This window comes from Novosphingobium sp. (assembly GCF_032093395.1).
In the GTDB taxonomy this organism is placed as follows: domain Bacteria; phylum Pseudomonadota; class Alphaproteobacteria; order Sphingomonadales; family Sphingomonadaceae; genus Novosphingobium.
This window is the reverse complement of sequence record NZ_DAMDBA010000020.1, coordinates 35,583-60,635: the sequence shown is the minus strand read 5'-3', so window position 1 is coordinate 60,635 and position 25,053 is coordinate 35,583. Positions and strand designations below refer to the sequence as shown.

General features: G+C 60.7%; 27 protein-coding genes and 1 pseudogene. 10 read left to right on the top strand and 18 right to left on the bottom strand.

Annotated elements, in window-relative coordinates:
* Positions 1–320 precede the first annotated feature (320 nt).
* From RT424_RS09625 to RT424_RS09615, 3 genes are all read right to left on the bottom strand, one after another.
* Positions 321–479 (bottom strand): diguanylate cyclase domain-containing protein, encoded by a 159-nt coding sequence (locus tag RT424_RS09625; protein WP_313436936.1) that lies wholly within the window; start codon positions 477–479, stop codon positions 321–323.
* A 260-nt stretch (positions 480–739) separates the two neighbouring features.
* Complete coding sequence (locus RT424_RS09620) at positions 740–1,171, bottom strand: hypothetical protein (protein ID WP_313436933.1); 432 nt, start codon at positions 1,169–1,171, stop codon at positions 740–742.
* Entirely contained in the window at positions 1,168–1,779 is a 612-nt protein-coding gene (locus tag RT424_RS09615; protein ID WP_313436931.1) for a class I SAM-dependent methyltransferase, read from the bottom strand. The genes RT424_RS09620 and RT424_RS09615 overlap by 4 nt, the downstream gene beginning before the upstream one ends.
* 151 nt (positions 1,780–1,930) lie before the next feature.
* On the opposite strand from RT424_RS09615, the gene RT424_RS09610 reads away from it, so the two are divergent.
* Positions 1,931–2,158: a DUF3072 domain-containing protein gene (locus tag RT424_RS09610; protein WP_313436928.1), complete on the top strand. Its 228-nt coding sequence runs from the start codon at positions 1,931–1,933 to the stop codon at positions 2,156–2,158.
* Between the two features lie 3 nt (positions 2,159–2,161).
* Here RT424_RS09610 and RT424_RS09605 read toward each other — a convergent pair whose 3' ends face one another.
* Complete coding sequence (locus RT424_RS09605; protein WP_313436925.1) at positions 2,162–2,653, bottom strand: cupin domain-containing protein; 492 nt, start codon at positions 2,651–2,653, stop codon at positions 2,162–2,164.
* Positions 2,653–3,462 carry an exodeoxyribonuclease III gene (gene xth / locus RT424_RS09600; protein ID WP_313436922.1) on the bottom strand — a complete coding sequence of 270 codons (810 nt, stop codon included), beginning with the start codon at positions 3,460–3,462 and terminating at the stop codon, positions 2,653–2,655. Before xth ends, RT424_RS09605 begins: the two co-directional genes overlap by 1 nt.
* A gap of 265 nt (positions 3,463–3,727) precedes the next feature.
* Between xth and ligD the strand changes: the two genes are divergently transcribed.
* Positions 3,728–6,247, top strand: a complete 2,520-nt coding sequence (ligD, locus tag RT424_RS09595) for a DNA ligase D (protein ID WP_313436919.1) — start codon at positions 3,728–3,730, stop codon at positions 6,245–6,247.
* A 3-nt stretch (positions 6,248–6,250) separates the two neighbouring features.
* Here ligD and RT424_RS09590 read toward each other — a convergent pair whose 3' ends face one another.
* The 5 genes from RT424_RS09590 to RT424_RS09570 form a co-directional block, all read right to left on the bottom strand.
* Positions 6,251–6,487, bottom strand: a complete 237-nt coding sequence (locus RT424_RS09590; RefSeq protein WP_313436917.1) for a hypothetical protein — start codon at positions 6,485–6,487, stop codon at positions 6,251–6,253.
* Between the two features lie 23 nt (positions 6,488–6,510).
* A complete protein-coding gene (locus tag RT424_RS09585) occupies positions 6,511–7,413 on the bottom strand; it encodes a Ku protein (RefSeq protein ID WP_313436914.1) in 903 nt (300 codons plus the stop codon).
* 45 nt (positions 7,414–7,458) lie between these two features.
* On the bottom strand, positions 7,459–8,394 hold the full coding sequence (locus RT424_RS09580) for a GNAT family N-acetyltransferase (RefSeq protein ID WP_313436911.1): 936 nt from the start codon (positions 8,392–8,394) through the stop codon (positions 7,459–7,461).
* 24 nt (positions 8,395–8,418) lie between these two features.
* Entirely contained in the window at positions 8,419–8,598 is a 180-nt protein-coding gene (locus RT424_RS09575; RefSeq protein WP_313436908.1) for a DUF3606 domain-containing protein, read from the bottom strand.
* A gap of 93 nt (positions 8,599–8,691) precedes the next feature.
* Positions 8,692–9,801: an FAD-dependent oxidoreductase gene (locus tag RT424_RS09570; RefSeq protein ID WP_313436905.1), complete on the bottom strand. Its 1,110-nt coding sequence runs from the start codon at positions 9,799–9,801 to the stop codon at positions 8,692–8,694.
* Positions 9,802–9,958: 157 nt separating this feature from the next.
* Here RT424_RS09570 and RT424_RS09565 point away from each other — a divergent pair, with 157 nt between their 5' ends.
* The 3 genes from RT424_RS09565 to RT424_RS09555 all read left to right on the top strand — a co-directional run bounded on the left by RT424_RS09565 (position 9,959) and on the right by RT424_RS09555 (position 11,405).
* Positions 9,959–10,303 carry a helix-turn-helix domain-containing protein gene (locus tag RT424_RS09565; protein ID WP_313436903.1) on the top strand — a complete coding sequence of 115 codons (345 nt, stop codon included), beginning with the start codon at positions 9,959–9,961 and terminating at the stop codon, positions 10,301–10,303.
* Between the two features lie 237 nt (positions 10,304–10,540).
* On the top strand, positions 10,541–10,978 hold the full coding sequence (locus RT424_RS09560; protein WP_409521464.1) for a hypothetical protein: 438 nt from the start codon (positions 10,541–10,543) through the stop codon (positions 10,976–10,978).
* A gap of 253 nt (positions 10,979–11,231) precedes the next feature.
* On the top strand, positions 11,232–11,405 hold the full coding sequence (locus RT424_RS09555) for a hypothetical protein (protein WP_313436900.1): 174 nt from the start codon (positions 11,232–11,234) through the stop codon (positions 11,403–11,405).
* A 1,122-nt stretch (positions 11,406–12,527) separates the two neighbouring features.
* Here RT424_RS09555 and RT424_RS09550 read toward each other — a convergent pair.
* Positions 12,528–12,821, bottom strand: coding sequence for a putative quinol monooxygenase (locus tag RT424_RS09550; RefSeq protein ID WP_313436897.1), 294 nt, complete (start codon positions 12,819–12,821; stop codon positions 12,528–12,530).
* A gap of 71 nt (positions 12,822–12,892) precedes the next feature.
* On the bottom strand, positions 12,893–13,693 hold the full coding sequence (locus RT424_RS09545; protein WP_313436894.1) for a type 1 glutamine amidotransferase domain-containing protein: 801 nt from the start codon (positions 13,691–13,693) through the stop codon (positions 12,893–12,895).
* A 115-nt stretch (positions 13,694–13,808) separates the two neighbouring features.
* Between RT424_RS09545 and RT424_RS09540 the strand changes: the two genes are divergently transcribed.
* Positions 13,809–14,747, top strand: coding sequence for a LysR family transcriptional regulator (locus RT424_RS09540; RefSeq protein ID WP_313436891.1), 939 nt, complete (start codon positions 13,809–13,811; stop codon positions 14,745–14,747).
* Positions 14,748–14,957: 210 nt separating this feature from the next.
* On the opposite strand, the gene RT424_RS09535 is transcribed toward RT424_RS09540, so the two are convergent.
* The 6 genes and pseudogenes from RT424_RS09535 to RT424_RS09510 all read right to left on the bottom strand — a co-directional run bounded on the left by RT424_RS09535 (position 14,958) and on the right by RT424_RS09510 (position 22,223).
* The gene (locus RT424_RS09535; protein WP_313436888.1) at positions 14,958–16,250 is read right to left on the bottom strand and encodes a hypothetical protein; all 1,293 of its coding nucleotides are present in this window, start codon (positions 16,248–16,250) and stop codon (positions 14,958–14,960) included.
* 16 nt (positions 16,251–16,266) lie between these two features.
* Positions 16,267–17,583 carry a TonB-dependent receptor gene (locus RT424_RS09530; protein WP_313436886.1) on the bottom strand — a complete coding sequence of 439 codons (1,317 nt, stop codon included), beginning with the start codon at positions 17,581–17,583 and terminating at the stop codon, positions 16,267–16,269.
* Between the two features lie 554 nt (positions 17,584–18,137).
* The gene (locus RT424_RS09525; protein WP_313436883.1) at positions 18,138–19,043 is read right to left on the bottom strand and encodes an NAD(P)/FAD-dependent oxidoreductase; all 906 of its coding nucleotides are present in this window, start codon (positions 19,041–19,043) and stop codon (positions 18,138–18,140) included.
* A 41-nt stretch (positions 19,044–19,084) separates the two neighbouring features.
* A complete protein-coding gene (locus RT424_RS09520) occupies positions 19,085–19,657 on the bottom strand; it encodes a hemerythrin domain-containing protein (RefSeq protein ID WP_313436882.1) in 573 nt (190 codons plus the stop codon).
* A gap of 708 nt (positions 19,658–20,365) precedes the next feature.
* Entirely contained in the window at positions 20,366–20,632 is a 267-nt protein-coding gene (locus tag RT424_RS09515; RefSeq protein WP_313436879.1) for a hypothetical protein, read from the bottom strand.
* A gap of 471 nt (positions 20,633–21,103) precedes the next feature.
* Positions 21,104–22,223, bottom strand: a pseudogene (locus tag RT424_RS09510) (IS110 family transposase).
* 551 nt (positions 22,224–22,774) lie between these two features.
* Here RT424_RS09510 and RT424_RS09505 point away from each other — a divergent pair.
* The 4 genes from RT424_RS09505 to arsB form a co-directional block, all read left to right on the top strand.
* Positions 22,775–23,104 (top strand): metalloregulator ArsR/SmtB family transcription factor, encoded by a 330-nt coding sequence (locus tag RT424_RS09505; protein ID WP_313436876.1) that lies wholly within the window; start codon positions 22,775–22,777, stop codon positions 23,102–23,104.
* Positions 23,105–23,114: 10 nt separating this feature from the next.
* Positions 23,115–23,528, top strand: coding sequence for an arsenate reductase (glutaredoxin) (gene arsC, locus RT424_RS09500; protein WP_313436873.1), 414 nt, complete (start codon positions 23,115–23,117; stop codon positions 23,526–23,528).
* Positions 23,525–24,061, top strand: a complete 537-nt coding sequence (locus RT424_RS09495; protein ID WP_313436871.1) for an N-acetyltransferase family protein — start codon at positions 23,525–23,527, stop codon at positions 24,059–24,061. Before arsC ends, RT424_RS09495 begins: the two co-directional genes overlap by 4 nt.
* Positions 24,062–24,066: 5 nt before the next feature.
* Positions 24,067–25,053, top strand: a 987-nt coding sequence (arsB, locus tag RT424_RS09490; RefSeq protein WP_313436868.1) for an ACR3 family arsenite efflux transporter, incomplete at its 3' end; no start/stop codon positions are given.

Sequence of the window (25,053 nt, the reverse complement as noted above, 5' to 3'; positions counted from 1 at the left end):
ATCAACCAAGCACAGAAAGGACTTGCTCTATGACGCGCAATTAGACGACCCTTCGCAACCTCGGTCATTCCTGCGGAGGCTTTCGCGATCAAGGCTCGGAGAGAGAACGGGGGCGGCTTCCGCCAGAGCCCGCCGGAAGTACGCTGATCGACAGCACTCGTTCAATTGCCGAAAGGTAAGCAGCCTCCCGATTGTTGCACTTGCGAACGCGCGTCACCCGATCAAACCAGGCCAACCTCTCATGAATCTTCTCTCATAGGCTCTGCAATCAGGCCGCCGCGCAGCCTTTCTTTGATCGACGCCCAGCTCAGTGAACATCGTTAGCCAGCTATCTCAGTGCGATTTCGCCCTAGCCTTTTGGCTGCATAGAGCGGTTTATCGGCAGCGGCGAGCCACGCTTCCACCGACGAGATGGCCGGCCCCATCGCTGCGATCCCAAAGCTGGCGGTAACGGTCAGTTTTTTGCTGTCGGATAGCATAAGGTCGCAAGACAAACTATTTGCTTGCGCTTTAACGCACGGCCCAGCTGTTAGTGCCCGTCACCGACCTCAGAAAGCGGTTGATCCGGAACCGCAACTGCAATCTCCAAGGCCTCTGGCAACAAGGCTGCGACGCGCCTTCGCCACATGTAGTCCTGCCTAACTGGGCGCGGTAGCGCCATCACTGCCCGGATGGCTTAGCGCGATGGGCTTTTGCCGCCGCCGCGAGAGGTGTTGTCGTCCTTCCCACTAGATCGTCATTATGCGCATGACCGCAAAAACGGTGGCCGATCGGATGGGCCGAGCGCCGCGAGATGGATAATTAAAAGCGCGCCGGATTCAAACGGATGGGGGGTGCGCTGTGCCAGCATCTTCCAGCCCTGCGCGATCACATCGTTGCTTCCCTTCGCGTCCCGGCCTGCGGCGCGGTCGAGCGACCAGGTAATATGATAGGTGCCGCGGTCGGGCCGCCGAGGCGAGCCGTCGATCGCGACCACGATCGCCTGCACGCCCCGCCCCTCATCGGCCTGTCCGATGATCATCGCCTCTACCGATCCGGGAGGCACGGCATCTTCCGAAACGCTCGCCGCCAGCGTCACATGGTCGGCGATCACATCAGAGAAAATAGGAATCAGCCGCGCAAGCAATGCGGACCGGTCGACGACATCGAGTTCCCAGCCCGTCGTGCTCATGAACCCTCCTCATGGCTCTGAGCCGCGTCCCCTGTCACATCGCGTCGCGAGTTCATCGCCCAGTAAAGATGGCAAGGTGGGATGTTCCACCATTCATAGCCTTGCCGCAGCGATGCGAAATTGCGCTCGATCAGCAGCCGCACGGCAGTTCGCATCTGGTAGGCGGCGAACATGCCAGATGGCGCGAGCGCCGAGGCTGTGGCGACCATGATCGTTTCGGCCTCCTTGGGTTCAAGCGTCGAGAAGGGCAGCCCGCTCAAGATCAGATCCGCCGCTTGCAGATCATGGTCAGCCAGATGCCGCGTCACATCGCCCGCCGACCCATGGACGACGATCAGGCGCGGATCGTCGGTCGCCGCACGCAGCTTTTCAACGAACGCCTCGCCGGTCTCGATCGCAAGCAGTCTGGCGTCCGGGCGCATGCGCTCCAGCATGGCGAAGGTGAACCTGCCGCTGCCCGGGCCATATTCGACAGCGACACTCACCTTCGACCAGTCGACCGGCGCCAGCATATGGCGAACCATGCGCGCGGTCGCGGGAAAAGCCGAGCCGACCATTGAGGGATGGCGCAGGAATTCCGTCGCAGCGACAAGGCCAGTGTCCTTCATCGCCGCGCTCCCACGTTCTCGGCCGAGGCTGGATCGCCGACGGATCGCATCCACCCGCGATCTCGAATTATCAGACCATCACCGTTGCCATCAGGGAACCGGTCGCATGTGCCGCCGTTCTTAAGAACGAACCATGAACGAGGAGAGTCCCATGACCGGACAGCTGCACAATCCCAAGCTTGATGAGCATCCCGGATCGAACACTGAGAAGGCACCGGAAAACTGGGTCTCGGGCGATGAGCCGATGACGGGCGCGCAAGCGAGCTATCTGACGACGCTGAGCGAAGAAGCCGGCGAGCAGCTCCCCCCTGAAGACCTAACCAAGGCTGAGGCGTCGCCACGGATCGATGCGCTGAAAGCCGAGCTCGGCCGCGACTGATTTTCATGCCCCGGTTCGCGCCCCAGTTTCTCCGGTGACGGGGTCGCGACGCGGATCGGGCAAGGCCGCCATCCGCGCCCGCGCGGCATCGCCGGGCGCCTCGCGGCAGATATCCCAGCTCATCTTTGCCGGATACGCTCCGACCACCTGGAAATCCTCGCTCGCACTGACGCAGCGGTGGCCGGTGCCGGCAGGCAACATCAAGGCATCGCCGACCGCTACCTCGACCCGCCTTCCGCCTGGCCCTCCAAGTTCGAGCATCGCGGTCCCAGCAAAGACGCCGAGCGCTTCATGCGCGGTCGAATGATAATGGTGATAGTCGAACACGCCGTCGCGCCAGTCGGGCGGCCAGCCATGGTCAGCGAACAGCGCCTCGAACCGCTCGGCCAGATCATTGCCCTCGCTCGCCAGCACGCCGCGGTAGATGACGACCGGCAGCCGCGCATTATTCGGCACCCAACCGTTCTCGTCGAGCAGGAAGCTTTCGGTCTCCATCAGGTTGCGTCCTTCTTCACACGTTTTCGCTTCGGCTTATCGGCAAGCTCGATCCAGACCGGCGCATGGTCGCTGGTCTTCTCCCAGCCCCGCACATAGGCATCGACCTGCGCATCGACGAGCCGGTCGGCAAGCCCGGGGCTCAGCAGCAGATGATCGATCCGCAAGCCTGCATTGCGTCCATAGGCGTTTCGAAAATAATCCCAGAAAGTGAAGATGACCTCGCCTGGATGCAGCGTCCGCAACGCATCAGTCCATCCCTGGTCGAGCAGCTGAAAATAGGCCGCCTTCACCTCGGGTGCGAAAAGCGCGTCGCCCAGCCAACGCTCGGGTTTGTAGACGTCGAGGTTAGTCGGCATGACATTGAAATCTCCTGCCAGCATCACCGGCAATCCGGTCTCGAGCAGCTCGCCGGCATGATCGATCAGCCTGTCGAACCAGGTGAGCTTGTAGTCGAACTTGGGACCGGGACGCGGATTGCCATTTGGTAGATAGAGCCCGCCTATCAGGATGCCGTTTACCGCCGCCTCGATGTAGCGGCTCTGGCTGGGGTCGGGATCTTGGGGGAGTCCGCGCCGTGTCTCATGGATCTCACCGACCCGGCTCAGCAGAGCGACGCCGTTCCAGGATTTCTGGCCATGCCAGATCACGTCATAGCCAAGGGCGCCGATCGCACTTTCGGGAAAGCGCTCTTGCGGGGCTTTCAATTCCTGCAGCACAACCACATCAGGCTCGGAGTCCTCAAGCCATCGCAGCAGAACAGGCAGCCGGCCATTTACGCCGTTCACATTGTAGGTGGCGACCTTCATGTTCGATCGACTTCGGGCAGAACAAGCGGTGGGATGGTCGCAGCCAAGAGGCGGCCGGGACGACCCAATCTCCATTGCGCCCGTGCGCGGGCGTGGGGTGCCATGTCAGCCGAGCATGAAAGCGAATCTCGATTGGGCAGCAGCGTCTCCATGAAAGACTAAACGCGGAAGTCCCCTCACCGTTCACGACCGCAAGACGAAGCCCCTGTTGCGGGAACGACTAACCCTCCGAACGAATTATTCATCGATCAGCAAGGACGTCACGATGCCACGCAAGGCGCCAGCGACCGAAGTCAAATCGCTTGAAGGCCTGGCGCGGTATCGCTCCAAGCGCGACTTCAAAAAAACGGCCGAACCTTCGGGCCGCACTTCGACCACCAGCGGCAACGGGTTTGTCGTACAGAAGCATGATGCAACCCGGCTCCACTATGATTTTCGTCTCGAGCTCGGCGGCACGCTGAAAAGCTGGGCCGTGACACGGGGGCCAAGCCTGGATCCCGACGACAAGCGACTTGCGGTTCGCACCGAGGATCATCCGCTCGATTATGCACGCTTTGAAGGCACGATACCCAAAGGCCAATATGGCGGCGGGACGGTCATGCTCTGGGACAATGGGACCTGGGAGCCGGTGCCAGGCAAAGACCCGGCCAAGACGCTTGCCGAAGGTCACCTGCACTTTTTTCTTCACGGCCACCGGATGAAGGGGGAGTGGCTGATGATCCGGCTGAAGCCCCGCGGCAAGGAGAAGGGTGAGAATTGGCTGCTCCGTAAGATTGCCGATGACTATGCCGGCGGCTCCGACGATCTTGTCGGCACCCATCTTACCAGCATCACAAGCGGCCGCACCATGGCGGAAATCGCGACCGGTGCCGCTGCTAAGGCTGCAAAGGCCATCGCGACCAAGGCGGAAACGCCCGTAGCAAAGCCACGCAAAAGGGCGGCCCGCGGATCTCGTGGGTTGAGCGCTCCCCCACCTTTCGAGCCAGTCCAGCTCGCAACCCTTGTCGATCATGTTCCTCCCGGCGACCGTTGGCTCCATGAGATAAAACTTGATGGCTATCGGACGCTAATCGCGGTTGGGGGCGGCGAAGGCCGCGCCTATACCCGGTCTGGCCTCGACTGGTCGGATCGTTTTGCGTCGATCATTAGCGACGCGGTCGCCCTCCACGCCGGCTCGGCCCTCATCGACGGCGAGGCGGTGGTCGTAGATGCCCAAGGCAAGACGAGCTTCCAGGCGCTGCAGGCAGCCCTCAAAGGAGATCCGGGGAAAATTCTCTATTACGCGTTTGATCTTCTCGCCCTCGATGGTGAGGACCTGACCAGCAAGCCACTTCTGGAACGCAAGGAGCGGCTGGCGGCCCTCATCGGCAATGGATCGGCCCACTTCCGCTATTCCGATCACATCGTCGGGCGCGGCGAGGAATTGTTCGATAGCTTCTGCGGGGCAGGGCTCGAAGGCGTGATCTCCAAGCGCGCTGATGCCAGATATAGCGGGTCGCGCAGTGGCACCTGGCTCAAAACCAAGTGCATACGTCGTCAGGAGTTCGTCATCGTCGGCTGGACGCCCTCTGTCAAACAACGCGGCTTTCGCTCGCTACTTCTCGGGGTCAACGAGAACGGCAAGCTGCGTTACGCAGGCAAGGCCGGCACGGGCTTTACCGGTGATGAGATCGAGCGGCTTATGACCTTGATGGCGCCGCTCGAGGTAAAGGCTCCGACCGTCGAAGCGCCGCGTACAGCGGTTCGCGGCGCGCATTGGATCAAACCCAAGCTCGTCGCCGAGATCGCCTATATCGAGTTCACCGACGAAGGTGTCCTTCGACACCCGAGCTATCTCGGGCTTCGCCAGGACAAGAAACCCGAAGCCGTTGTGATCGAGACCGAGCAGCCGGTCGAGAAGGTCGCTGCAAAGGCGCGCGCGGCGTCAGGCGTTAAAATCAGCAATCGCGAACGGGTGATCTTCCCTGAAGGCAAGCTCACGAAAGGCCAGCTCGCCGACTATTATGAGATTGTCGCCTCCATCATGCTGCCTTGGGCTGGCAGCCGACCGATCAGCCTCGTTCGCTGTCCACAGGGCCGCGCCAAAAAGTGCTTCTTTCAAAAGCATGACGCAGGGAGCTTCGGCGAGGATGTGAAGCATGTCGCGATCAGGGAGAAGGACGGCCATGACGAGTCCTATCTCTTCGTCGATTCCGCAGCCGGTCTCCTGACCTGCGTACAAATGGGTACGATCGAATTTCATGGCTGGGGTGCGCGTATCGAGGATGTCGAGAAGGCCGACCGGCTCGTCTTTGATCTCGATCCCGATGAAGGCCTCGATTTCAAGGACGTGGTTTCCGCCGCGTTCCACGTTCAGGATCTCCTGGCGCAAATGGGTCTGGCGACGTTTCCGATGGTGACCGGCGGCAAGGGCGTTCATGTCATCGCGCCCCTCACACCTCAGGCCGAATGGCCGCAGGTCAAGGATTTCGCGCACCGCTTCGCACTGGCTCTGGCCCAGAGCGAGCCCGATCGTTTTACGGCAGCGCTCGCCAAGGCGCGACGGTCAGGCAAGATATTCGTCGATTATCTGCGCAACCAGCGCGGGGCCACGGCCGTAATGCCGTATAGCGCCCGGTCGCGCGAATTCGCGCCCGTGGCTGTCCCACTCAGCTGGGAAGAACTTCGCGATCTCGACAAGCCTTCGCACTGGCATATCGGCGACGGCGCCGCATTGGTGAAACGTGCGGGTTCCAAAGATCTCAAAAACTGGGGTCGGGCCGATCAGGTGCTGCCCGACCTATGATATCTACGCTTCAGCGAGTGCGCGGTAAACTGCCATCAGATGCCGCGAGGCGCTGGCACGCGCGCGAGGCGATGAGATCGTTTCCTCATTGGTTTCGTGCAGCATCGTCAGCATTTCGAGCACCTCGTCTCGCGGCGTGCCACCATCGAGCATATGCGTCCCCATCAAGGTAAGGAAGTTGGCCCAAAGCGTGATGGCGCCCTCGGCGAAGGCGGCGTTGCTATCTTCAGGGCTCAGCACGTCATTCGTTGGTCCCGCCACTTTTAGGCCCGCTTGCGCGCTGGAGCTTTTGCCGCAGCCTTCTTTGCAGGCACCTTTTTGGCGGGCGCCTTTGCCGCGGCTTTCGAGCCGCCACTTCGGTTGCCGCCGGTCTTTCCACCTGTACCAAGCGAATTTTTGAGGGCTGCCATGAGATCAACGACGTTGCTGCCGCGGGGATCGCCGGTGCCTTTATCCTCATCGTCGATGTTGAGGGTCTTGCCCTTCTTTTTGCGCTCGATGAGATCTTTCAATGCATCGACGTAGCGGTCGTGAAACTCGGTTGCGTCAAACTTGCCGGTCTTCTTGTCGATCAACGTGGTGGCAAGATCGAGCAATTCCTCATCGGGATCGCTGTCGCCAATATCGCGAAAATAGCTTGCCGCCTTGTTGACCTCGTCGGCGTATCGAAGCGTCTCCATCACCATTCCGCGACCGCACGCCTTGACCGAGACGACATATTCTCGTCCGCGCATGGCAAGTTGCCCAAGCCCGATCTTGCGGCTGCGCCGAAGCGCCTCGCGCAGCACGATGAACGCCTCTTCGGCAAGATCGTCGGCCGGCACCACATAATAGGGCTTCTCGAAATAAATCATGTCGATGTCGTGCGCATCGACGAACTGGGTGAGTTCGAGCGTCTTCTTGCTCTCGAGCTTGACCCCTTCGATTTCCTTCTCATCGAGAAGGACATATTCACCCTTGGAGTATTCGAAGCCCTTGACGATCTCATCGACATCGACAGGGCCGATGCCCGGCACGACCTTCTCATATTTGATGCGCTTGCCGGAAGGCTCGTGGATCTGATTGAAGGCGATTGTCGCGCCGCTTTTGGTCGCCGAATAGACCTCCACCGGGATCGAGACCAGGGCCAGACGGATCTGACCTCTCCAATAGGGGCGTGCTGCCATGGAAAACTTCCTCTCGTGCTCGAGCGAGAAATTCCCGGCAAGCGCCTACGTTCCCTGTAATGTCGTCGATCGCGTGAAACGATAGCTGGTCTGCGCAAAATCAAGACTCCGAAAGAAGCCATGGGCGTTACGAATGTCTATGTCGCTCATCGCCTCGACTTCTTCGCAACCGGCGTGCGCAAGCGCCCCCAGCGCTCCTGCAACGAGCTTGCGACCGATGCCTTTGCGCCGCTTCTTGGCGGTCACAATGAGGGTGATTATCCGTCCAATCGCGCTGCGGTGCATGGTGGGCACAATCACCCAGGCGATGCAGCCGATCAGGCCGCCTTGATCAGCGACCAGCAAACCACCTCCCGCCTTGCGAGCCGCCGCGATAGCAACAGCAACGTCCTGCGCTGTTCGATCGACGCCAGGTAACTCTCCAAGCAAGCGAGCGATGACAGCGACGTCCTCTTTTTTGTGTTTTCTGATCGTGAGCGTCGCCGGTGGTGGCGGTGGCGGCTCAGGCTCGGTGGACTGCGCGCGTTTTTCCTTCGCGACTTGAGGACTGAACTTTTCAGACGGATCGTCGGTCGTGCCAGCGCTGCGCCGACGATCGGGTAGCTCTCTTTTTCCCGTTTGGCGCGCCTTCCGGCCAGCGGTGAGGTTCGTGCCGGCAGCTGCTGCTTCGGTCTCACCCTTCCTCTTGCTGTCATCGGCGACGGCAGCTGTCCTGGATTTTTTCGGCGCGTCGGGCGCTGCCTTGGCGGAGGCTTTCCAGCTCTCGAGCGCGCCTGTGCGAAGATAGGCTTCAATTTCGTCCGGCGAAGCGGTCAGGCCATCTGGCCCGACACCCATGAGCGGTTTGCCCGCAGCGTCGCTCAGACCAAACCGCCCGAAATCTCCGACGCCGGGCTTGCGTCGGCGGGATTTCAGCAGCTTGAAACCGCGATGTTGCGCCATTTCGCGCAGAGCATCGTCGCGATCCAGCTCCTCACTCACGGGGCCGTCAGGCCGCTACGCGGTTCAGGAACTTTTGAGATGCCGTTCGACGGCGTCCGCACTGTTACCGACAGTATCGACGGCGCGCTGCAGCGCTTCGCGCGACACGCCGAACTTATCTGTCCAATAGTCGACTTCATAGTCTTCGCCCATTGCGATCCGGGTTCGGTCCTGCGGTCCACGCATATCTTTATTATCTGCCATTTCGTCTCTCCTTCAGCATCGATAGAACGCTATATTGCGTGTCGCGTTGCAGGCATGAGCCTGCATAAGCCCGCCGGTTATCTGCAAAACGGTTCAGCTCCCGGGCATGAACCCATCCTCACGATCGGTGGGTTCGGGATCGCTGACACGCTTGCAAATCTCTCGCAGTGCAGGTTGCAGTCCCTCTTCATATGTCGGATGATAGAAAGGCATATCGAGCAGCTCGCTCGCGGTCAGCTTTCGTTGAATGGCGTGCGCCAGAAGGTGCGCGCCGTGCTCGACAGCCGGACCAACCATCACCGCCGAAAGAAGGTGGCCTTTTTCGGCCTCAGCGTAAATATGGACGCGACCAATGTTCGTCGTGAACATCTTGGCCCGTCCTTGATCGTCATAACTCGCGGTGCCGCATAACGCGGCATCTTCCTTGCCGGGGAGCGTTCCAACGATCGCCATGTTCGGATCGGTAAACATGATGGAGAGAGGCGTCATCCGCCGGGAAGGTGCGACCTCCGGATAGCGAGCCGCGTTGCGCCCCGCGATAGTCCCTTCCGCTTGCGCCTCGTGCAGCACAGGGCGGTCATGATCGGCATCGCCCGCCATGAATATCGGCGCCTGCCCGCATTGCAGGCTTTCGGGGTCGACATCGGGCATGCCGTGCTCGTCGAGGGTCAGCCCGGTCCGCTCAAGGTCGAGCCCCGCAAGGTTGGGCGGTCTTCCTGCTGCGGCGAGCAGATAAGTGAAGCGCCCTTCTCCTTTGCTCGCACCCGACCAGCGCACGCGGACAGCCTCACCATCCAGTTCGGCCTCGACCTTGACCCCAACATGGATCGGAAATTCCCGCTCGAGCGCGGCTCGCAGGCTTTGCGCGACAGGTTCATCGGCAAGGCCTGCCAACTTATCGCCTTCATCAAACACCATGACATCGACCCCGAGGCGCGAAAGCGCCTGCGCGAGTTCCAGACCCAGCGGGCCTGCGCCGACCACGCCGACCGAATGAGGCAGGTCAGGCAGGTCGAACAGTGTCTCGTTGGTCAGCACGCGATCACCCAGAGGGCGCAGCGGATCAGGGATTGAAGGCATCGCGCCGGTTGCGATGACGACCGCTTTAGCCCGGACGATCGTTCCGTCGCCGAGGCGGAGCGTGGTCGGCCCGTCGAACGCGGCGCGCGCCTTCACTTTGATAGCGCTCGGGATCTCGTCCATTGACTGCTATACTGCAGCAATGAATCCGTCGCGCGTTTCTCGCAAACGGTTCATCACTGCCTTGCCGCGTACCAGCGGTTCCGCTTCCACACCGAATATTGAGGCATGCCGAACCGACTGAGCCGCATTGCCGGCAGCGATCAGGAGCTTGGAGGGCATGCAGCCCACTGTTGTACAGGTCGTTCCGGTCATAGACGACAATCTTGTCCGACAGGCGATGTTCGACGCTGGTCATGGACTCGCCCGGCAACATGGTCATGCCGCCGTCACCGATATGATCCAAGAAGAAATTGCAGATGCCACAGGTCTTACTGCAGTCCATGTGAACCGAACGCTCCGCAACCTGCGCGAAATAGGATTTGTCGAAACTCGGCCATTCCTCTGCGTGCTGGATATGCCCGGCTTACGCCAGATCGCCCAATTTAATCCTCAGTACCTCCACATGACCCCGCAGCCCCCCCCTTCAAGACTCTGGCCAATCTCCGACTTCAGATTTGATTAAGCGCGATCACAATTTCTCCGCGGGTCGCAATAGTGCGCCGTTTCGTCTGGCCGCCGCACATTAGGGCGGTGTCGTGCTGACCCCAGCACAGTTCGCGTTGCTGATCGAAGCAATGGATTGGCGGAGCACGGTGGCCCCTGATCCGCCCCGTCTACCGGTACAACTTTGACGCGATAATAGGCGTATTTATTCCGGGCTGTCTGCTTGGCGGGAGTCCGGATTCTGCTATCGGGAAGCGTGTTTCCCGGCGATCTCGAACTCCCTACTGATCTCGCAGAACTGCGCGCTTTTGCTGAGGCGATGCGCGCGCGTCTGGCAGCTTCAGAGCAGGTGCTGGAAGCCGAACGGGCGGCCCATGACGAGACCCGCGAGAAGCTTCAGACTACCCAGAAATCGATCAGGCTGACGGCGCTGCAGATCGAGAAGTTCAAGGTCCAGCTGGCCCGCCTCCGGCGCATGAAGTTCGGTGAGCCGTCGGACCGCCTTGCTCTTCAGCCCGATCAGCTGGAGCTGACGCTCGAGGCTCTCGAGGCCGAGCATGCCCACGCAGAGTGTGTGATCGAGCGGCATATGACCAGTGAGGAGATGGTGCCGATTCCCATCATCGACCTGACGAAGAGCGAACCAGTTGAGGGAGGTGAAATGGGATCGGTCCGCCGTCCGCGGCGCGGCTGACGGCCTGACCAGAAATGAGAAGATGCCCGCCCCTCGAAGGAAGGACGGCCTCTGTACGATGATCCGGGGGGATGATCACCGTTGTGTCCCTCGGACGACATCCGGATGAGGTAGCATGATCTAGGTTATGGCAGAGGAACCCGCCTTCCAACTAATGACTACACAAGGCAGCCCGCGCTTGAACGCAGGGCGTCGCCTCGGAGTCGCAAGTGATAGTTTGGAAGTTGGGCCGCGGCGCGGTCCGCACGTTGACGTGGACTTAGGCATTGTCTCGCAATGGGCGGCCTTGGCGGTCGGCACCGTCGGAATTTGCTCAGGTGCGGTCGCGATTGTAAGCGATGGCGAGGTGCCGCCCGAAATAATCAACCTGCTCCGTATTGCGAGTGCCGCCTGTTTGGCAGTATGCGGCATTTTGTTCCTGGTGTGAACAGGACCGACAACGGAAAATCAGGAGCGGCAAGATGGAGGGTAGCAATCCTCACGCGCTAGTCGCGTCTATCTTCGTGGGGGTAGGCTTGACAGCCACTGGAATTCTCGCGGATGGTTTGCTCAGTCGTCGGGTGCGGAACCTTTTGGCAGTGCTTGGCTGCTGCGTGTTGCTTGTCGGCGTGGTCGCGCTTTGACCCAAAGCGAAAGAGGCCGCCCCTCGCGGGAAGGGCGGCCCGGTACGGTGAACCGGGAGAGAGATGATCACCGTCGCGTCTCTGGAGACGATACCTGATTAACATGCTGCAAGGGGCGTTGTTACGGTATTGATCCGTGATACCTTTCCTTCTGCTGTGGCTGCACGGACGGGCATGCCCGCTCTTGGAACCGCTTCAGCGGACGGGCCAGAGGGAGGAAGGCTTCCGTGACAGTCGGTGTCGAGCCCCGCCCGCAGCTACCTCTCTGACGCCGCAGCGCCACCCCGCGCTGCGGCGTCACCCATGTGGAGCGGGAGCTTCCGGGCGGAGGAGCCACTTCGTTACCTTGCGCCAGTTGTCCAGCCGATCCGCCCGGAGCCACCAAAAGAAAGCGGACTTGGGCACAATCGCGCACGGTGGTGACCCGTTTGGCTGCCACTCGCTGGCAATTTTGCGCATTTCATCTCCCGCGACGATAAGTGGTACGCAGCGAGGCTGCGGCAGCGCGGAGGGACGCGCCCTCAGAGCCTAAAACGGAGGGGGTGAACGCGTGGGGGCGTTTGCCAGCCGGTGTCGAACCCGGTCCGCAGCTACTCTCGTGATAAAGGAGTCCCCGCAGAGGTGTACTTGGCTGCGGGGCGTAAATCGCAGCATGGTGTGTCTGGCCGAAACAGACCGAAAGCCATCGAGGCAATCCACCAGCTGATCGGGCTCACCTCTTTTCTTGAGCTGTGGGTCGCATGTTCAGCGCTCGATTCATGCGGGCTGCCCAGCGCCAACCGGAAGAGATAATAGGTCTGATCGCTGACCGCGATCCGGCGGCAGTCTGCGTCAGAAATTCGATCATCTGGATTTCCTCTGCGTAGAAGGGCTACGCGAGGAGCGCGGGGTCGATCCAGTGCTTCGGGTTGCACATCGCGACCTCCTCAGGCCGAAACGGGATCGAGCACGAACGCAGTGCGCTCGGCAAGATCGCCGATCGCGGCGAGATAGGCCTGGAAGTGCGGGGTCGCGCGGTGCGCGGCGACCGCGTCAGAGTTGGTGTAGAGCTCGTCCAGCACGAAGCGCGTGGGATCGCTCTGATCCTGCCAGAGATCATAGCGCAAGTTGCCCGCTTCCGCCCGGCTCGGGACGAGCATGCCGTCGAGCAGGGTACGGAGCTGATCGGCCGCGCCAGCACGGGCGGTCAGTACGGCAACGATCTTCACAGGGTTGGTCATAGGGGTAATCCTTGATGAATGGGTGGGCCTGGTGGCGCGCATCCGCAGCGCGCCACCTGTCATGCGCGTGCTCATGCCGCCGTCTGCGGGCCGCCGAGCGCCGCGATCATGGCCTTCGCGACCGCGTGATCGGAGGCCGGGTTCTGGCCGGTGATCAGTTCGCGATCGACGACCACGTTGGCGGCGAAATCTTCAGTGGCGGCCGAAACCTCGCCGCCTGCAAGCCGCAGGGCTTTGGGCATGTCGAAGTACAGTTCACCCTTCAGCAGGTGCTCTTCGGCGATCTTTTCCTCACTCTCCGAGAATACCGTCATGCGGTAGCCTGCATAGATCCAGTCCTTGGCAAGATCGGCCGCCTTGGCGTCGTCGCCCTCGATCAGGGCCGCCCGGTACGCTGCCGGGTCGGCCAGGCCGGCAACGACCGCGACAGGGCCATGGCAGAGCAGACCGGTCGGCTTGGCCGCCGCATGGAAGTGGCGCAGGATGGCGCCCGCCTCGCTGCTCTGCATTACGTCGACCGCAGGAGCATGGCCGCCGGGGACGAACACGCCTGCAAACTTGTCCAGACCCTGCTCGATAACCGAGGCAAAGGTGCGAACCTCCTTCATGGCCGGGTGCTCGGCAAAGAAGTGCCGGCCGCGCTCATAGGCGGCTTGGTCGCCCCCGAAATGCTGCACCGTATCCGATGCTTCGTCGATGTGCGGCTTGGTGCCTTCGGGCGTGGCGAGCACGACATCGTAGCCGGCGTCGATCAGCGCCATTGCGGGCACCACCGTCTCGTTCAGGTACTGGCCGATCGTGGCCGAGCCGCCGCCGCGCAGTTCGATCTGCGTGGCGTTGGATCCGAGGAAGAGCACTTTCGTATTGGTCATCTGAGCCTCCATTGTCTCACCGCATTCGTTGCGGACCAATGGAAAGTGGCCCATTCCAACATATTCCAGAAGTTTATTGTCTTGATTTCAGATATACGCTCTAGAGCATGTCTGTATGCGATACGACCTCAACCTGCTCCCGATCTTCGTCGCCCTGATGGAGGAACGCAGCGTGACGCGCGCGGCCGAGCGCGTCGGGATGACGCAACCGGCGCTATCCAACGCGCTCTCGCGGCTGCGCCTGATGCTGCAGGATCAACTTTTCATCCGCGAACGGTACGGGATTCAGCCCACTGCCGTCGCACTGGAACTTGCGCCTGCGATTGCCGAGGCGCTAGCGAAGCTCGATGATACGGTGCTGGGCCAGCAGGGCTTCGATCCCGCCAAGGCGGATCGGGTCTTCACGATAGCGCCCAACGGCTACGTCGAGTTCGTGCTCTTCCCCGCTATCGTTGCCCGGCTTCAGCAGGTCGCGCCCGGCATCAAGCTTCGGCTGACGCCTTATGGCAACGATCTGGTCGAGACCGGCGTCGTCTCGGGCACCACCGCGCTGGTACTCGGTCGCATCGTCGATCCGCCCGACAATCTCGTCGTCCAGCACTTGATGGACGAAAGCCTCGCCTGTGCTGTGCGGGCGGACCATCCTACCGTCGGCGATGCGATGACCCGCGTGCAGTTCGAGGCGCTCAAGCACGTCAACATCATACCGCCAGGGCGGCTGTTCCAGGCGCTCGCGCAGCAGGAGCTCAAGCGTGAGGTGGCGATCTCGGTGACCAACTTCTTCGCGGTCGCCGAGTTGGTGGCCGTCACCGACTACTGTGCAACGCTTCCATCTCTGATCTGCAGGCGGCTGCAACAGGATCATCGCCTTAAGATACTTCCTGCACCGGTAGATCTGGGCACGTTCCCGGTCGAGATGGCCTGGCATGTGCGATACCGACAGGATCCGGCTCATCGCTGGTTGAGAGGGCTAGTCGCCGAGATCGTGCGAGAGTTGTCGGCCTCGGGTCGCCCCCCGGGCGCTCCTCCCCAGGCTGGTCAATGGGACGGCTAATCCTGCGGGTGTCGACTCCTGGCCGGTAGGCGACATCTGCCGATCATGGTGGGAACGACAGCTCTGTCCCAGGTTCCGGCACCCCCCAACGGTGAAACCGACCCTTGTGAGACATTCAATGGCAAATCCTCACTGTCGAGATGCAGACGGTCCGCTGTCGCATTAGGGGCGATTGCGTCAATCAACCGTGGTCATACAATTCATTCAGCTTCATGTCGCCTGCGTCAGTAAGCCCTGAAATGCCATTGCAGTTGCAGCAACATTGTGAGCCGCCACACATCGCGCATCGCCTCCCGCGACGTGATGATAGCGATGGGTGCCGAATACACCGGCCACGGTTCCGTACCCCGCCGCGATAACCTCGCTTAGTTCTCCTGCTGACAAAAAGTCGCTGCTATAAGGGGTTTCCGGGCCGGCAAGGCCTGCGAAAGCAGTGCGGGCGAGCGGAAGCAAAGAATGGCTCACGGAGAGATACCGCTGGGGATCGACGCTCGGCAGGGGGCGGCCGGTCCCTTCGTGCCAGTCCTGGGCCGCGACGTTTGCGCCAAGGTGGAGCCACAGCTTCGTGACCTCGGGCTTCGGGGCAAGGGCTTTCAGCGATTCCAGCGCACCGAGATTTTCATACTCATGGCCGCTGTTGCAGACAAATGCCAAGTTGTAGTCCTTGACCACCGCACTCGCCCAGCGGGCCAGCCAAAGCCAGGCGGCAACGCCGGGCCCCCGTTCCCCTGCGCAACCGTACCAGCCCGAGCGGGGTGTGGAGACGGCAAGCCACTGCGGCTTGCCACGATCGAGGCGCCCGATGAAGTTGAACGTAGGGCGCTGTCCGCCGGTCCCTGTCATGAATAGCGTTGCGTTTGCACCTGTGCGCGCAGCGTCCAGAAAACTGCTTGCGTCTTCCGGCGCGATCAGGGCGACGGATCCTGCGAACATGGGCTTGCGACCATCGGCGTTGAGGGCGATCACTTTGCTGGTGGGGCCGCTGGTGATCGCGACTACAACCACAGCCCCGGCGGCGAAGGCGGCCCTGACGGGCGTGATTACGGGCTTGGCGAGCGCCGTGGACCAGCGGCCGAAAGGCAGTTCGACAAGTGCGATCGCCCCTTTAAGGGCGCCGAACGGTCGCCCTTCGGTATCCACACGTACCAGCCTGCCGGTGATCCCTTCGGCCCCCGTCGGCGTGACGATCGGTTGCGGCCATACTGCAGCCCTCGCTTCGCCGCAAACGAGTTCGCTGCGCTGTGCTTCGAAATAAGGAACTGACAAACTCTGCCGTTCGATTGCGAAGCCGAGCTCTGCGAGTTCGGACAGCATCCATTCACCGCAACCGAGATCGCCGCGTCCGCCTGCCTGTTTGCTGCCGAAGCCGATGTATCGTTCCAGATCCGCTGCGACTCTGCTTTCCTGCGATAGGGGTGGCGCAGCGAGAGCCGGTGACGTGGAAGCGGCAAGGGAAAGTGCTGCGCTTGCCGAAAGAAAGCTTCGCCTGTCGGTTTCGTGCATCGTATCTGTCCTCGGATTACCAGCGATAGCTGACGCTGCCGCCGAATGTGCGCGGCTTGTTGTAACGAACCGACAGCGGATAACCGCCTTGTTGGAACTTCAGGACCTCCACTTGCTGGTCAGTCAGGTTGCGCACGAACAATGCGACCTGGACATCGCCCAGATCCAGCCCGGCACGCGCGTTGAAATTGTCGAAGTCAGACATCGGGCTATAAGGCGTCGCGATCGTCGCCGTGTCCTGACCGCCCCCGCGCTGGCCCGAATAGCTCAGATTGACGAAGCTCTTCACCTTATCGGTGACCGGCTGCCTGAAATCGACGCTGGCGGACATCGTCCAGTCGGGGATCTGCGCCACTGTGGAGCCCTGCACCGGCAGCCCCGAAATCCCGGTGAGAACATCATGGAAGCGGGCGCGCTGATTGGCCGCGTTGAGACCGATCGAGAGCCGGCCGGAGCCGACATCGGAGCGCCCGTCCAAAGCAACCTCGAAGCCGCGCGCATGGATCGTCCCGCCGTTCACGTTGAAGAATTGCGGCGCCGTGCCGCAGGCATTGGTGACGGTGCATCCGTCGTTGATGCTGGTTATGGCATCGGTGGTTCGCGACAGGTAGGCAGAAGCACGGAGAAAGACGGTATCGAGGATGCTGGACTTCACCCCGGTCTCGTAGCTCACCGTGTTTTCGTTGTCGTAGGTATCGACAAAAGGATTGGGTGCGGCCGCGTTGTACGTGCCGTTGTTGACGGCGCCCGCCCGGTAGCCGGTGCCGATTTTCGCATAGAGGAGCATGCGAGAGGCATCGGACGTCTTGTAGCTGGCCGTGAAGGTGCAGGTCGGCTGGTCGGCCTTGAACGAGAATGCCGTCGGCGTGCCGACGATCCGGTTCGTGTAAAGCGAATAGACCGTCAGCGCAGAGCGCTTGTAGTCATGCGTGAAACGACCTTCGCCGGAAAGAGTGACGGGCCCCAGGGTATATTGAAGCGAAGCATAGGCCGCGAAAGAGTTCACGCGCTGGCGGGTGTTGTTGTCAGTGCCGAAAGCGTTCGGAAAGGGCGTGGGGCAATTGGTCGATGTCGGGAGCGGTTTGATGCACACCGGCTCGGTCGGGGTGCCGGTGCACAGGCTGCTGCCGAGGTGGAACACGCAGGGCGACGTCGCTGCCGTACGGCGGTACGTGTCGCGCTGGATCAGGCCTTCCGCGCCGACCAGCCATGTCAGCCGCCCTCCGTCCGCCTCGCCCGCCAGATGCAGATCCTGGTAGAAGGTACGGTCCTTGACAGGCTCTTGGGAAAGATCGCGGCGACCAACTGGCGTTGCGCGTGTGAAATCTTGCACTTGCACAATGATGTTCGCAGGTGCAATATGGCCACGCCTTTCAGGCATCCTCTCCCAAACTTCAAGGCCGGCTTTGTCGGCCTTTTTTTTAAGTGGGTTGAGCGTGCGGTAACCCTTGGTTCCTACAGATCCGGCATGACCTGATCGGCACGGCCCCAGTGGGCAAGATTCTTTGATGAGACGCGCTTCAGCATCTCAGCGCCGTGAAAGATGTGCCAATGGGATGGCTTTTTCCAGTTCGTTTTATTCTTCCTAAATCAGCGGAACGGCGATCGGCGCATACGCTCGGGTGCAGGCGCTGTAAGCAATGGCAGCCGTAGCGCCGCCCTGATTGCGCAGATGTGCTGGAATGGGGCGCTGAGCGATCGGCGCCTGGAACCGGGCATGCATGTCCTGACTAAGCCGTTCGTGATGCACGTGATTGGCGCCGTTAAGGGATCTGATCGAAGGCTAGCGCTTACGGTAAAGTCAGCTAGGAACGGCGAGCGGCTGCGAACCACCCCGCTCCAGCGTTCGATTTATCGGCTGACTTGCCCAGCCCCCGCCGTCGGCGGCTATCGAAATTGCCCAGCTCCAAGAGCTAAATCATTTCGTATGGTCGTTGCCGCAACTCCCCCTTCGCCCATGGCGTGGCTAATTTGGTCCAGGCCGAGGACGACATCGCCGGCCGCATAAAGGCCACGGACATTAGTTCGTTGATGGGAATCTACAATTAAGCACCCTTCGTCCGAGAGATTCGCGCCGACGCACTGGGCGAGCTGCGAGTTGATGGTCGAGCCCAAGGCTGGATAGAGGGTATCGAACACTGACGTGCCATCAGGAGTTTCAACAGCGATGCCCTGCTCTTTCACCTTTAGGGTATGCATCTTCCTAATCAGCGTGATCCTGGCGTCTGCAAGGCTCTGGTGCTCGTGTGTGCTCCAGTCGAAGTCCGGATCATCGGCGATCAGGGTCACATCGCGGCTAAAGCCGCGCAGGAAAACTGCTTCGGCAAGCGCCCGCTCGCCTGAGCCAAAGACCGCAATGCGTTGATCGGTTGCTTCGTATCCATCGCATACGGGGCAATATCGCAGAACCCCGCGCTCGACTGCGCGGTCATGCGTTTCTGGGTCGATCATCGGCGGGCGGCGATTGATAACCCCCGTTGCCAGCAGAACCGACCGTGCGCAGAGAATGGCTCCGTCGACAATTGCTAAGAAATAGTCGGCCGCTTGCTCCAACCTTCGGACCCTGCCGCTCTCCGTGCGTGCACCGTAAAGCAGAGCTTGCTGGCGCATCCGCGCCAGCAAGTCTTCGCCGGATATTCCTTCGGGAAAACCGGCATAATTTCGCGTTAGGGGAATTTGTGCCGCCCGGCTTCGCCCTTCATCCACCACGGTGACCGAGAGGTGATATCTGGCCAGGTAAATTGCCGCAGTAAGGCCTGCGGGGCCACCGCCGACCACGAGACAGTCGATCATACCCTCGGTTCCTCCAGGCTCACCACCGGACGGCAAAGACCCTATTGTCCCAGCTCGGCCATGAGCTGCGCCTTGCGCTCGGCCAGCTGCAGCCCAAGCTCCTTGAGGTCGAGATCGCTATCCCGGCTCTCCGGAAACATTTCTTTCTCTTCTTCCTCGACATGATGATCGATATACTCGCCGAGCACGGTTACTTTGGCGTCAAACAGCCGGTCGCCAGCTTTCATTGCCTGGATCTCTGCGATTAACTGTTTCGCCGAGGCGTGCTCGACCTCAGCTTCATCGAGAAGATCATCGTCGTCGATCGCTGCACGAGCGGCGGGATAAAATATTTCCTCCTCGATCTGGGCGTGGACGGTCAGGGCGATGCAGATCTTATCGGCTAACGCTTGCTTCTCCGCGTTATCCTCGAGCGTTTCATACTGCTTGAAATAGCCGTTCACTTCCTGGTGATCGTCCTTGAGCAGCTTAATCGCATCAGCGGGCTTGGCGGCCGCGCGAGCTGTTTTTCGCGCGGTCTTGGAGGCCGGGCGGGTCTTGTTGGTGCCTGAGGATTTGGTCGATTTCGCAGCAGGTTTTGAAGCTGGCTTCGTAGCGGTCTTGGTAGCAGCCATGGTTGCTCTCCTATTGAAGCCCCCCGCTATCGGGGCGACATTCACAAGCTTCAACGCTTCACGGCGAGGAAAGAACCATAGGCAGACGCGATTCAGCTCGAGGCTTGAAAATCTGTCAGAAGCTAGCGTAGCGAGGCCGTAAGCGCTTCCTCGTGCAAGGACCATCCTTTCCGCCTTTGAGGCCGACGGCAATAGGCCTTTTCATAGATCAACAGCCGGAACGGGCCTGAAATCATACCGGCCACAGCTGCGGCCGACATCAAGGTGTTGTCTCGCATGCACCACCAACTTCCTTCCGACGCCGTCGCTCTGGCGGCTGTGTCGGGTTAGGTGGGTGGGACCGCTAGGGATACCACGGATCAATGGAATAGGGTGAACACGCAGGTCCATCTCGCCTTCCCCGCGCGCCAGAATGGTACATGGCTTCGCCGGCAACTCGGATCACCTTGGCTACAGCGAATGTCGTATACGGAAATGGCTATTTTGCCTGCTTGTTCTTCCAGTTTGCGATGTGTTCAAACCTTGTCGGGTCGCACGTGGGAGGTGTCGGTTTGGTGTTCGCAAACAAAAGCGCATGCGCCGGGCGCAGGCACGTTCGGCCTACCAGTAGTGTTACTGTAGGCAGATAGGCTGAACGTTTACCTGTCATAAAATTACAAAGGCCTCCTGTAGAAACAGGAGGCCCTTCGCGCGCAAAGAAAAAATGGATTAATCTTCGCCGTTGTTCTTAACATCGACGGTCGGAACGTCAATCGTTTCCTTCTTCGTGCCAACCACGACTTCTTTACTGTCCACATCCACCTTGGGGAGCTCGCCGCCTTTAACGCTGACTTCGGGGAGATCCCCTTCCTTCACATCAGCACTCCAAAACCCGGTCGCAAAAAGCAGGCCTACGATTACAATGGCAATCAATGCTACCCAAACCCATACGTTTACACCTTTACGGCCGGTGTGATCATACCGCGTGTCTACCATGAAAACCTCCTCCCAAGTGGTTCGAAGGTAATTCGCGGTGCGTAATTTTGTTCCACCCGGTGCGCAAGTTGGTCAACGGGATGCTGTCTCCCGCCCAATTCGAAAGGCAGCAGATTCTGAAAGCAGAAGGCGTCTAGAAAACTCTGATGTTCGATTTCGAGAGCCTTCGACATGATGAGGTCCTTTCCGCCTGAGATGACGAAGTCAAAGGTGTGGGAGCTGATGTACAGAGTAGGGAGCAGGGCTTTCGACGACGGTTGACATACTCTTATGCGCGGGTTGGCTACCGCATATCCGTATGTTCGTCTGGGGCTGCCTCTGCCTAGGGTCGGGCGTAGACGTTATTGTCCGCCACTTAGTTTTCACGAGGATTCCCCACCGGGGCCCTGCTCCCAACTTTGCACATCAAGCAGATGATGACGCTGGTTCTGTATTGCTCCTTTCTCGTGGCGATTTACCGAGGAAGAGCCTTTATGCCCGAACAGTGGGAGAGACTTCCTGCCCGATTGCCCAGAGGAAGGCAGCCATTTCCCGCGCAATCGCCGCTACCGCGACGGTCTTGAGCTTGCCGGTAGCGATCAGCCTTCGATAGCGTGCACAAAGCCGGATCTGGGCTTTCCATGCAATCTCGCGGACTGAGCGCGGTAGCCCGTCCAATCGGGCTTGAATCGTCTGGCTCACCCGAGCGGGATAGCGATAAGTCCATGCACCTTCGATTAGCACTCGGCTGGCTCGCCTATTGCCGGCCTTGGTGATGCCGCCGCGCTTCACCCGCTCGCCTGTTGAACTCTCGGATGGAACAAGCCCGAGATATGCCATCAACTGCGGCGCCGTTTCGAAGCGTCGTACGTCGCCAATTTCCACGACAAAGGTGACCGCGGCGATGAACGCAATTCCGCGCATTGCCTGATAGGCCTCCACGACAGGCGCCATGGACCAGGACGTAACTACTTCCGCGACTTGTTTGGTCAGCCGGTCTTCACGGATGGCCGCATCCTCGATGGCCTGGATATATTCGGCGAAGACTATGTGATGGGCGGGATGGGTGAAGCTCTGCGCCGCCAGCCATCGAAAATGGGCTCGTGTCCAAGGCGAGCGCCCCGGATAAATCCGGCCATGGCGCAACAGGAATGACTGGAGCTGCTGACGGGCTTTCTTCAGCGCGTCGTGGGCGCACTCACGAGCGCGGACAAGGTCTCGCACAGCTTCATGGGCTTCGTCCGGAACCCACATCGCGGTCAGCTCTCCGGCGCGATGCAGCCGTGCCAGGCTGACTGCATCGCGCCGATTGGTCTTCACACGATCGCCCGGACGCTTGGGAATAAGGGATGGCGCAACGACCTGGCACTCATGCCCCCAGCCCAATGATCTGACGATAAAGGTCGTACCCGGCCGGGCCAGCCTCATAACAGAAGTGAAGAGTGGCCCTGCGCTTTGCCAACTTGGCTACCATCGATGCAACCGATGTCGGTTCGGCTGAGATTTCGCCAAAGAAACGCACTTCGCCGTTCCGCTCCTTTTCCGCGACCGCAACCGAAATCTTCGCTTTCGATGTATCGAGTCCGATAAAGAGTTCGTTATACTCGTGCATGGTTCGCCCTCGCCTAAGCATGGGGATAGGCGCCGGCCCGTCCGGCGTAACCTCCGGTTCCTGCTTACTCCGAGGGCGGGCCAACTTCACCGCGCGAACATACGGTCTAGGGGCTACTCACTTCCCACCCTCGCGCGCCGAAAGGCTGCCGGATCGTAAGCGTCCCATTGAGGTCATTTCGAAGTGCTGCCATTGCTGCGCGAGAAGATTATCGTATCCAAGCGAGTGAGCGGTGACCCAGCTAGCAGATTTGATGACCGTGGCGGTGCGGCCTGTGATGATGGTCGCCCTTGCTACACCGGCCTACAAGCTGGGCAAGCTTTTCTGATTAAAATCAATCTTGCCATTCCCGTTTCGGGAGCGCGGCTGCGCACCGCCTATGACGGAAATGGGCGCAGTGCCGCGCGGCAGTTCACATGAATCTGGGCGATTCTGAAAAGGAGCTTCAGATCGCAGACTTACCCGAGTCTGCCACTCCTTCCCAGCATTCACACATCGGAAATAGCCGATATTTTGTTGACCGACTTGATTGCATCGGATAAACCCGATGCATGGACACCAACGATGCACTCTCGATTCTCTCCGCTCTCGGCCATCCGACGCGGCTCGATGCTTTTCGCCTGTTGATCCGGCACGAGCCTGAAGGTCTGTCGACCGGCGAACTGGTCGAGGCATCGGGGCTGACCCAGAGCACGTTTTCGACCCATCTGGCCGTGATGGCGAAGGCCGGACTGGTGCTTTCCGAGAAGCGTGGCCGCCAACAAATCCAGCGTGCCAATCTCGACGCGCTGCGCGGACTGATGGTCTATCTGGCCAAGGATTGCTGCCAGGGGCGCGCCGAACTGTGCGAGCCGCTTCTGGCCGAACTTACCTGCTGCTGAAGAGGCAACAATGACCGATATCGTGATCTACCATAACCCGCTTTGCGGGACCTCTCGTAATGCCCTGGCCATGATCCGCAATGCGGGCATAGAGCCTCATGTCGTCGAGTGCCTAAAGACGCCGCCAAGTCGCGCGCTGCTGGTGGAACTCATCGCGCGGGCCGGCATCACCCCGCGCGCCCTGCTGCGCGAGAAGGGTACGCCTTATGCCGAACTCGGCCTCGGAAACGAGACCTTGACGGACGAGGCATTGGTCGACGCGATGATAGAACATCCCATCCTCATCAACCGGCCGCTTGTGGTGTCGCCGCTAGGCGTGAAGCTCTGCCGTCCTTCCGAAGCAGTGCTGGACCTGCTGCCCACAGAACAGCGCGCCACTTTCGTCAAGGAAGACGGCGAAGTCGTCGAAGCGACCCGGCGATGACCCTTTCGGTTCGCAGCGCAACGATCGGCGATGCTGGTGCCATCGCCGCTATCTACGCGCATCATGTCTTGCACGGCACGGCGACCTACGAAGTCGTGCCGCCGACCGAGGACGAGACCGTCGAGAAAATCTTGACGGTGTCCGACCGACGCTGGCCGTTCCTTGTCGCCTGCGATGGCGGCGAAGTGGTCGGCTATGCCTACGCCACGCAGTTCCGGGATAGACCGGCCTACGCCTATGCCTGCGAGAATAGCATCTACGTCGCGCAAGACCGGCGCGGCGGGGGCATCGGCAAGCTGCTCCTCAAGGCCTTGCTGGAAGCCGCTGAGGCTCACGGGTTCCGGCAGATGGTCGCCGTCATCGGCGGCGGTGAACCGATGTCCGTGGCTCTGCACGCCACTTGTGGCTTTAAACAAGTCGGCCGCCTGACCGGCATGGGCTGGAAGGCCGGCCGCTGGCTCGACACGGTCTACATGCAGTTCGCCTTAGGCGCGGGCACTGCGACTGCGCCTGTCGTTTCCGGGCAGGACTGACGACCATGTCGTTGTTCGAACGTTATCTCTCGCTGTGGGTCGCCCTGTGCATCGTGATCGGGATCGGTCTCGGCCATTTGCTCCCCGGTGCCTTCGAGGCGATCGCAGCGCTGGAGATCGCCAACGTCAACCTCGTGGTGGCGGGGCTGATCTGGCTGATGATCATTCCGATGCTGCTGCGGGTCGATTTCGGCGCGCTCCATAGCCTTCGGCAGCACTGGCGCGGTATCGGCGTCACCCTCGTAGTGAACTGGGCGATCAAGCCATTCTCGATGGCGCTGCTCGGCACGTTCTTTCTCGGCTATCTGTTCGCGCCGATACTGCCTGAAGGTGCATCGTCGTCCTACATTGCCGGGCTGATCCTACTGGCTGCAGCGCCGTGCACAGCCATGGTCTTCGTCTGGTCCAACCTCGTCGAGGGCGAGCCGAACTACACCTTGAGCCAGGTGGCGCTGAACGACCTGATCATGGTCTTCGCCTTCGCTCCGCTCGTGGGCGTATTGCTCGGCGTGGCATCGATCACCGTGCCGTGGAGCACGTTGGCACTGTCGGTGGGGCTCTATATCGTCGCCCCAGTGGTCATCTCGCAACTGCTCCGCCGAGCCCTCCTTTGCGGGGGTGAGCAGCGCCTTCAGCATTTCCTGTCCGCCATCGGCCCGATCAGCCTTGCCAGCCTGCTGCTGACGCTGGTGCTGCTGTTCGGCTTCCAGGGCGAGCAGATCATTCGGCAGCCGCTGGTGATTGCGCTGATTGCCGTCCCGATCCTGTTTCAGGTCTATCTCAACGCCGGCATCGCCTATTGGCTCAGCCGCCGTTTCGGCGTGGCGTGGTGTGTCGCCGGCCCTTCGGCACTGATCGGTGCCTCCAACTTCTTCGAACTGGCTGTGGCCGCCGCCATCAGCCTCTTTGGCCTCAGTTCCGGCGCCGCGCTAGCGACAGTCGTGGGCGTGCTGGTCGAAGTGCCGGTGATGCTGTCGATCGTCGCCTTGGTG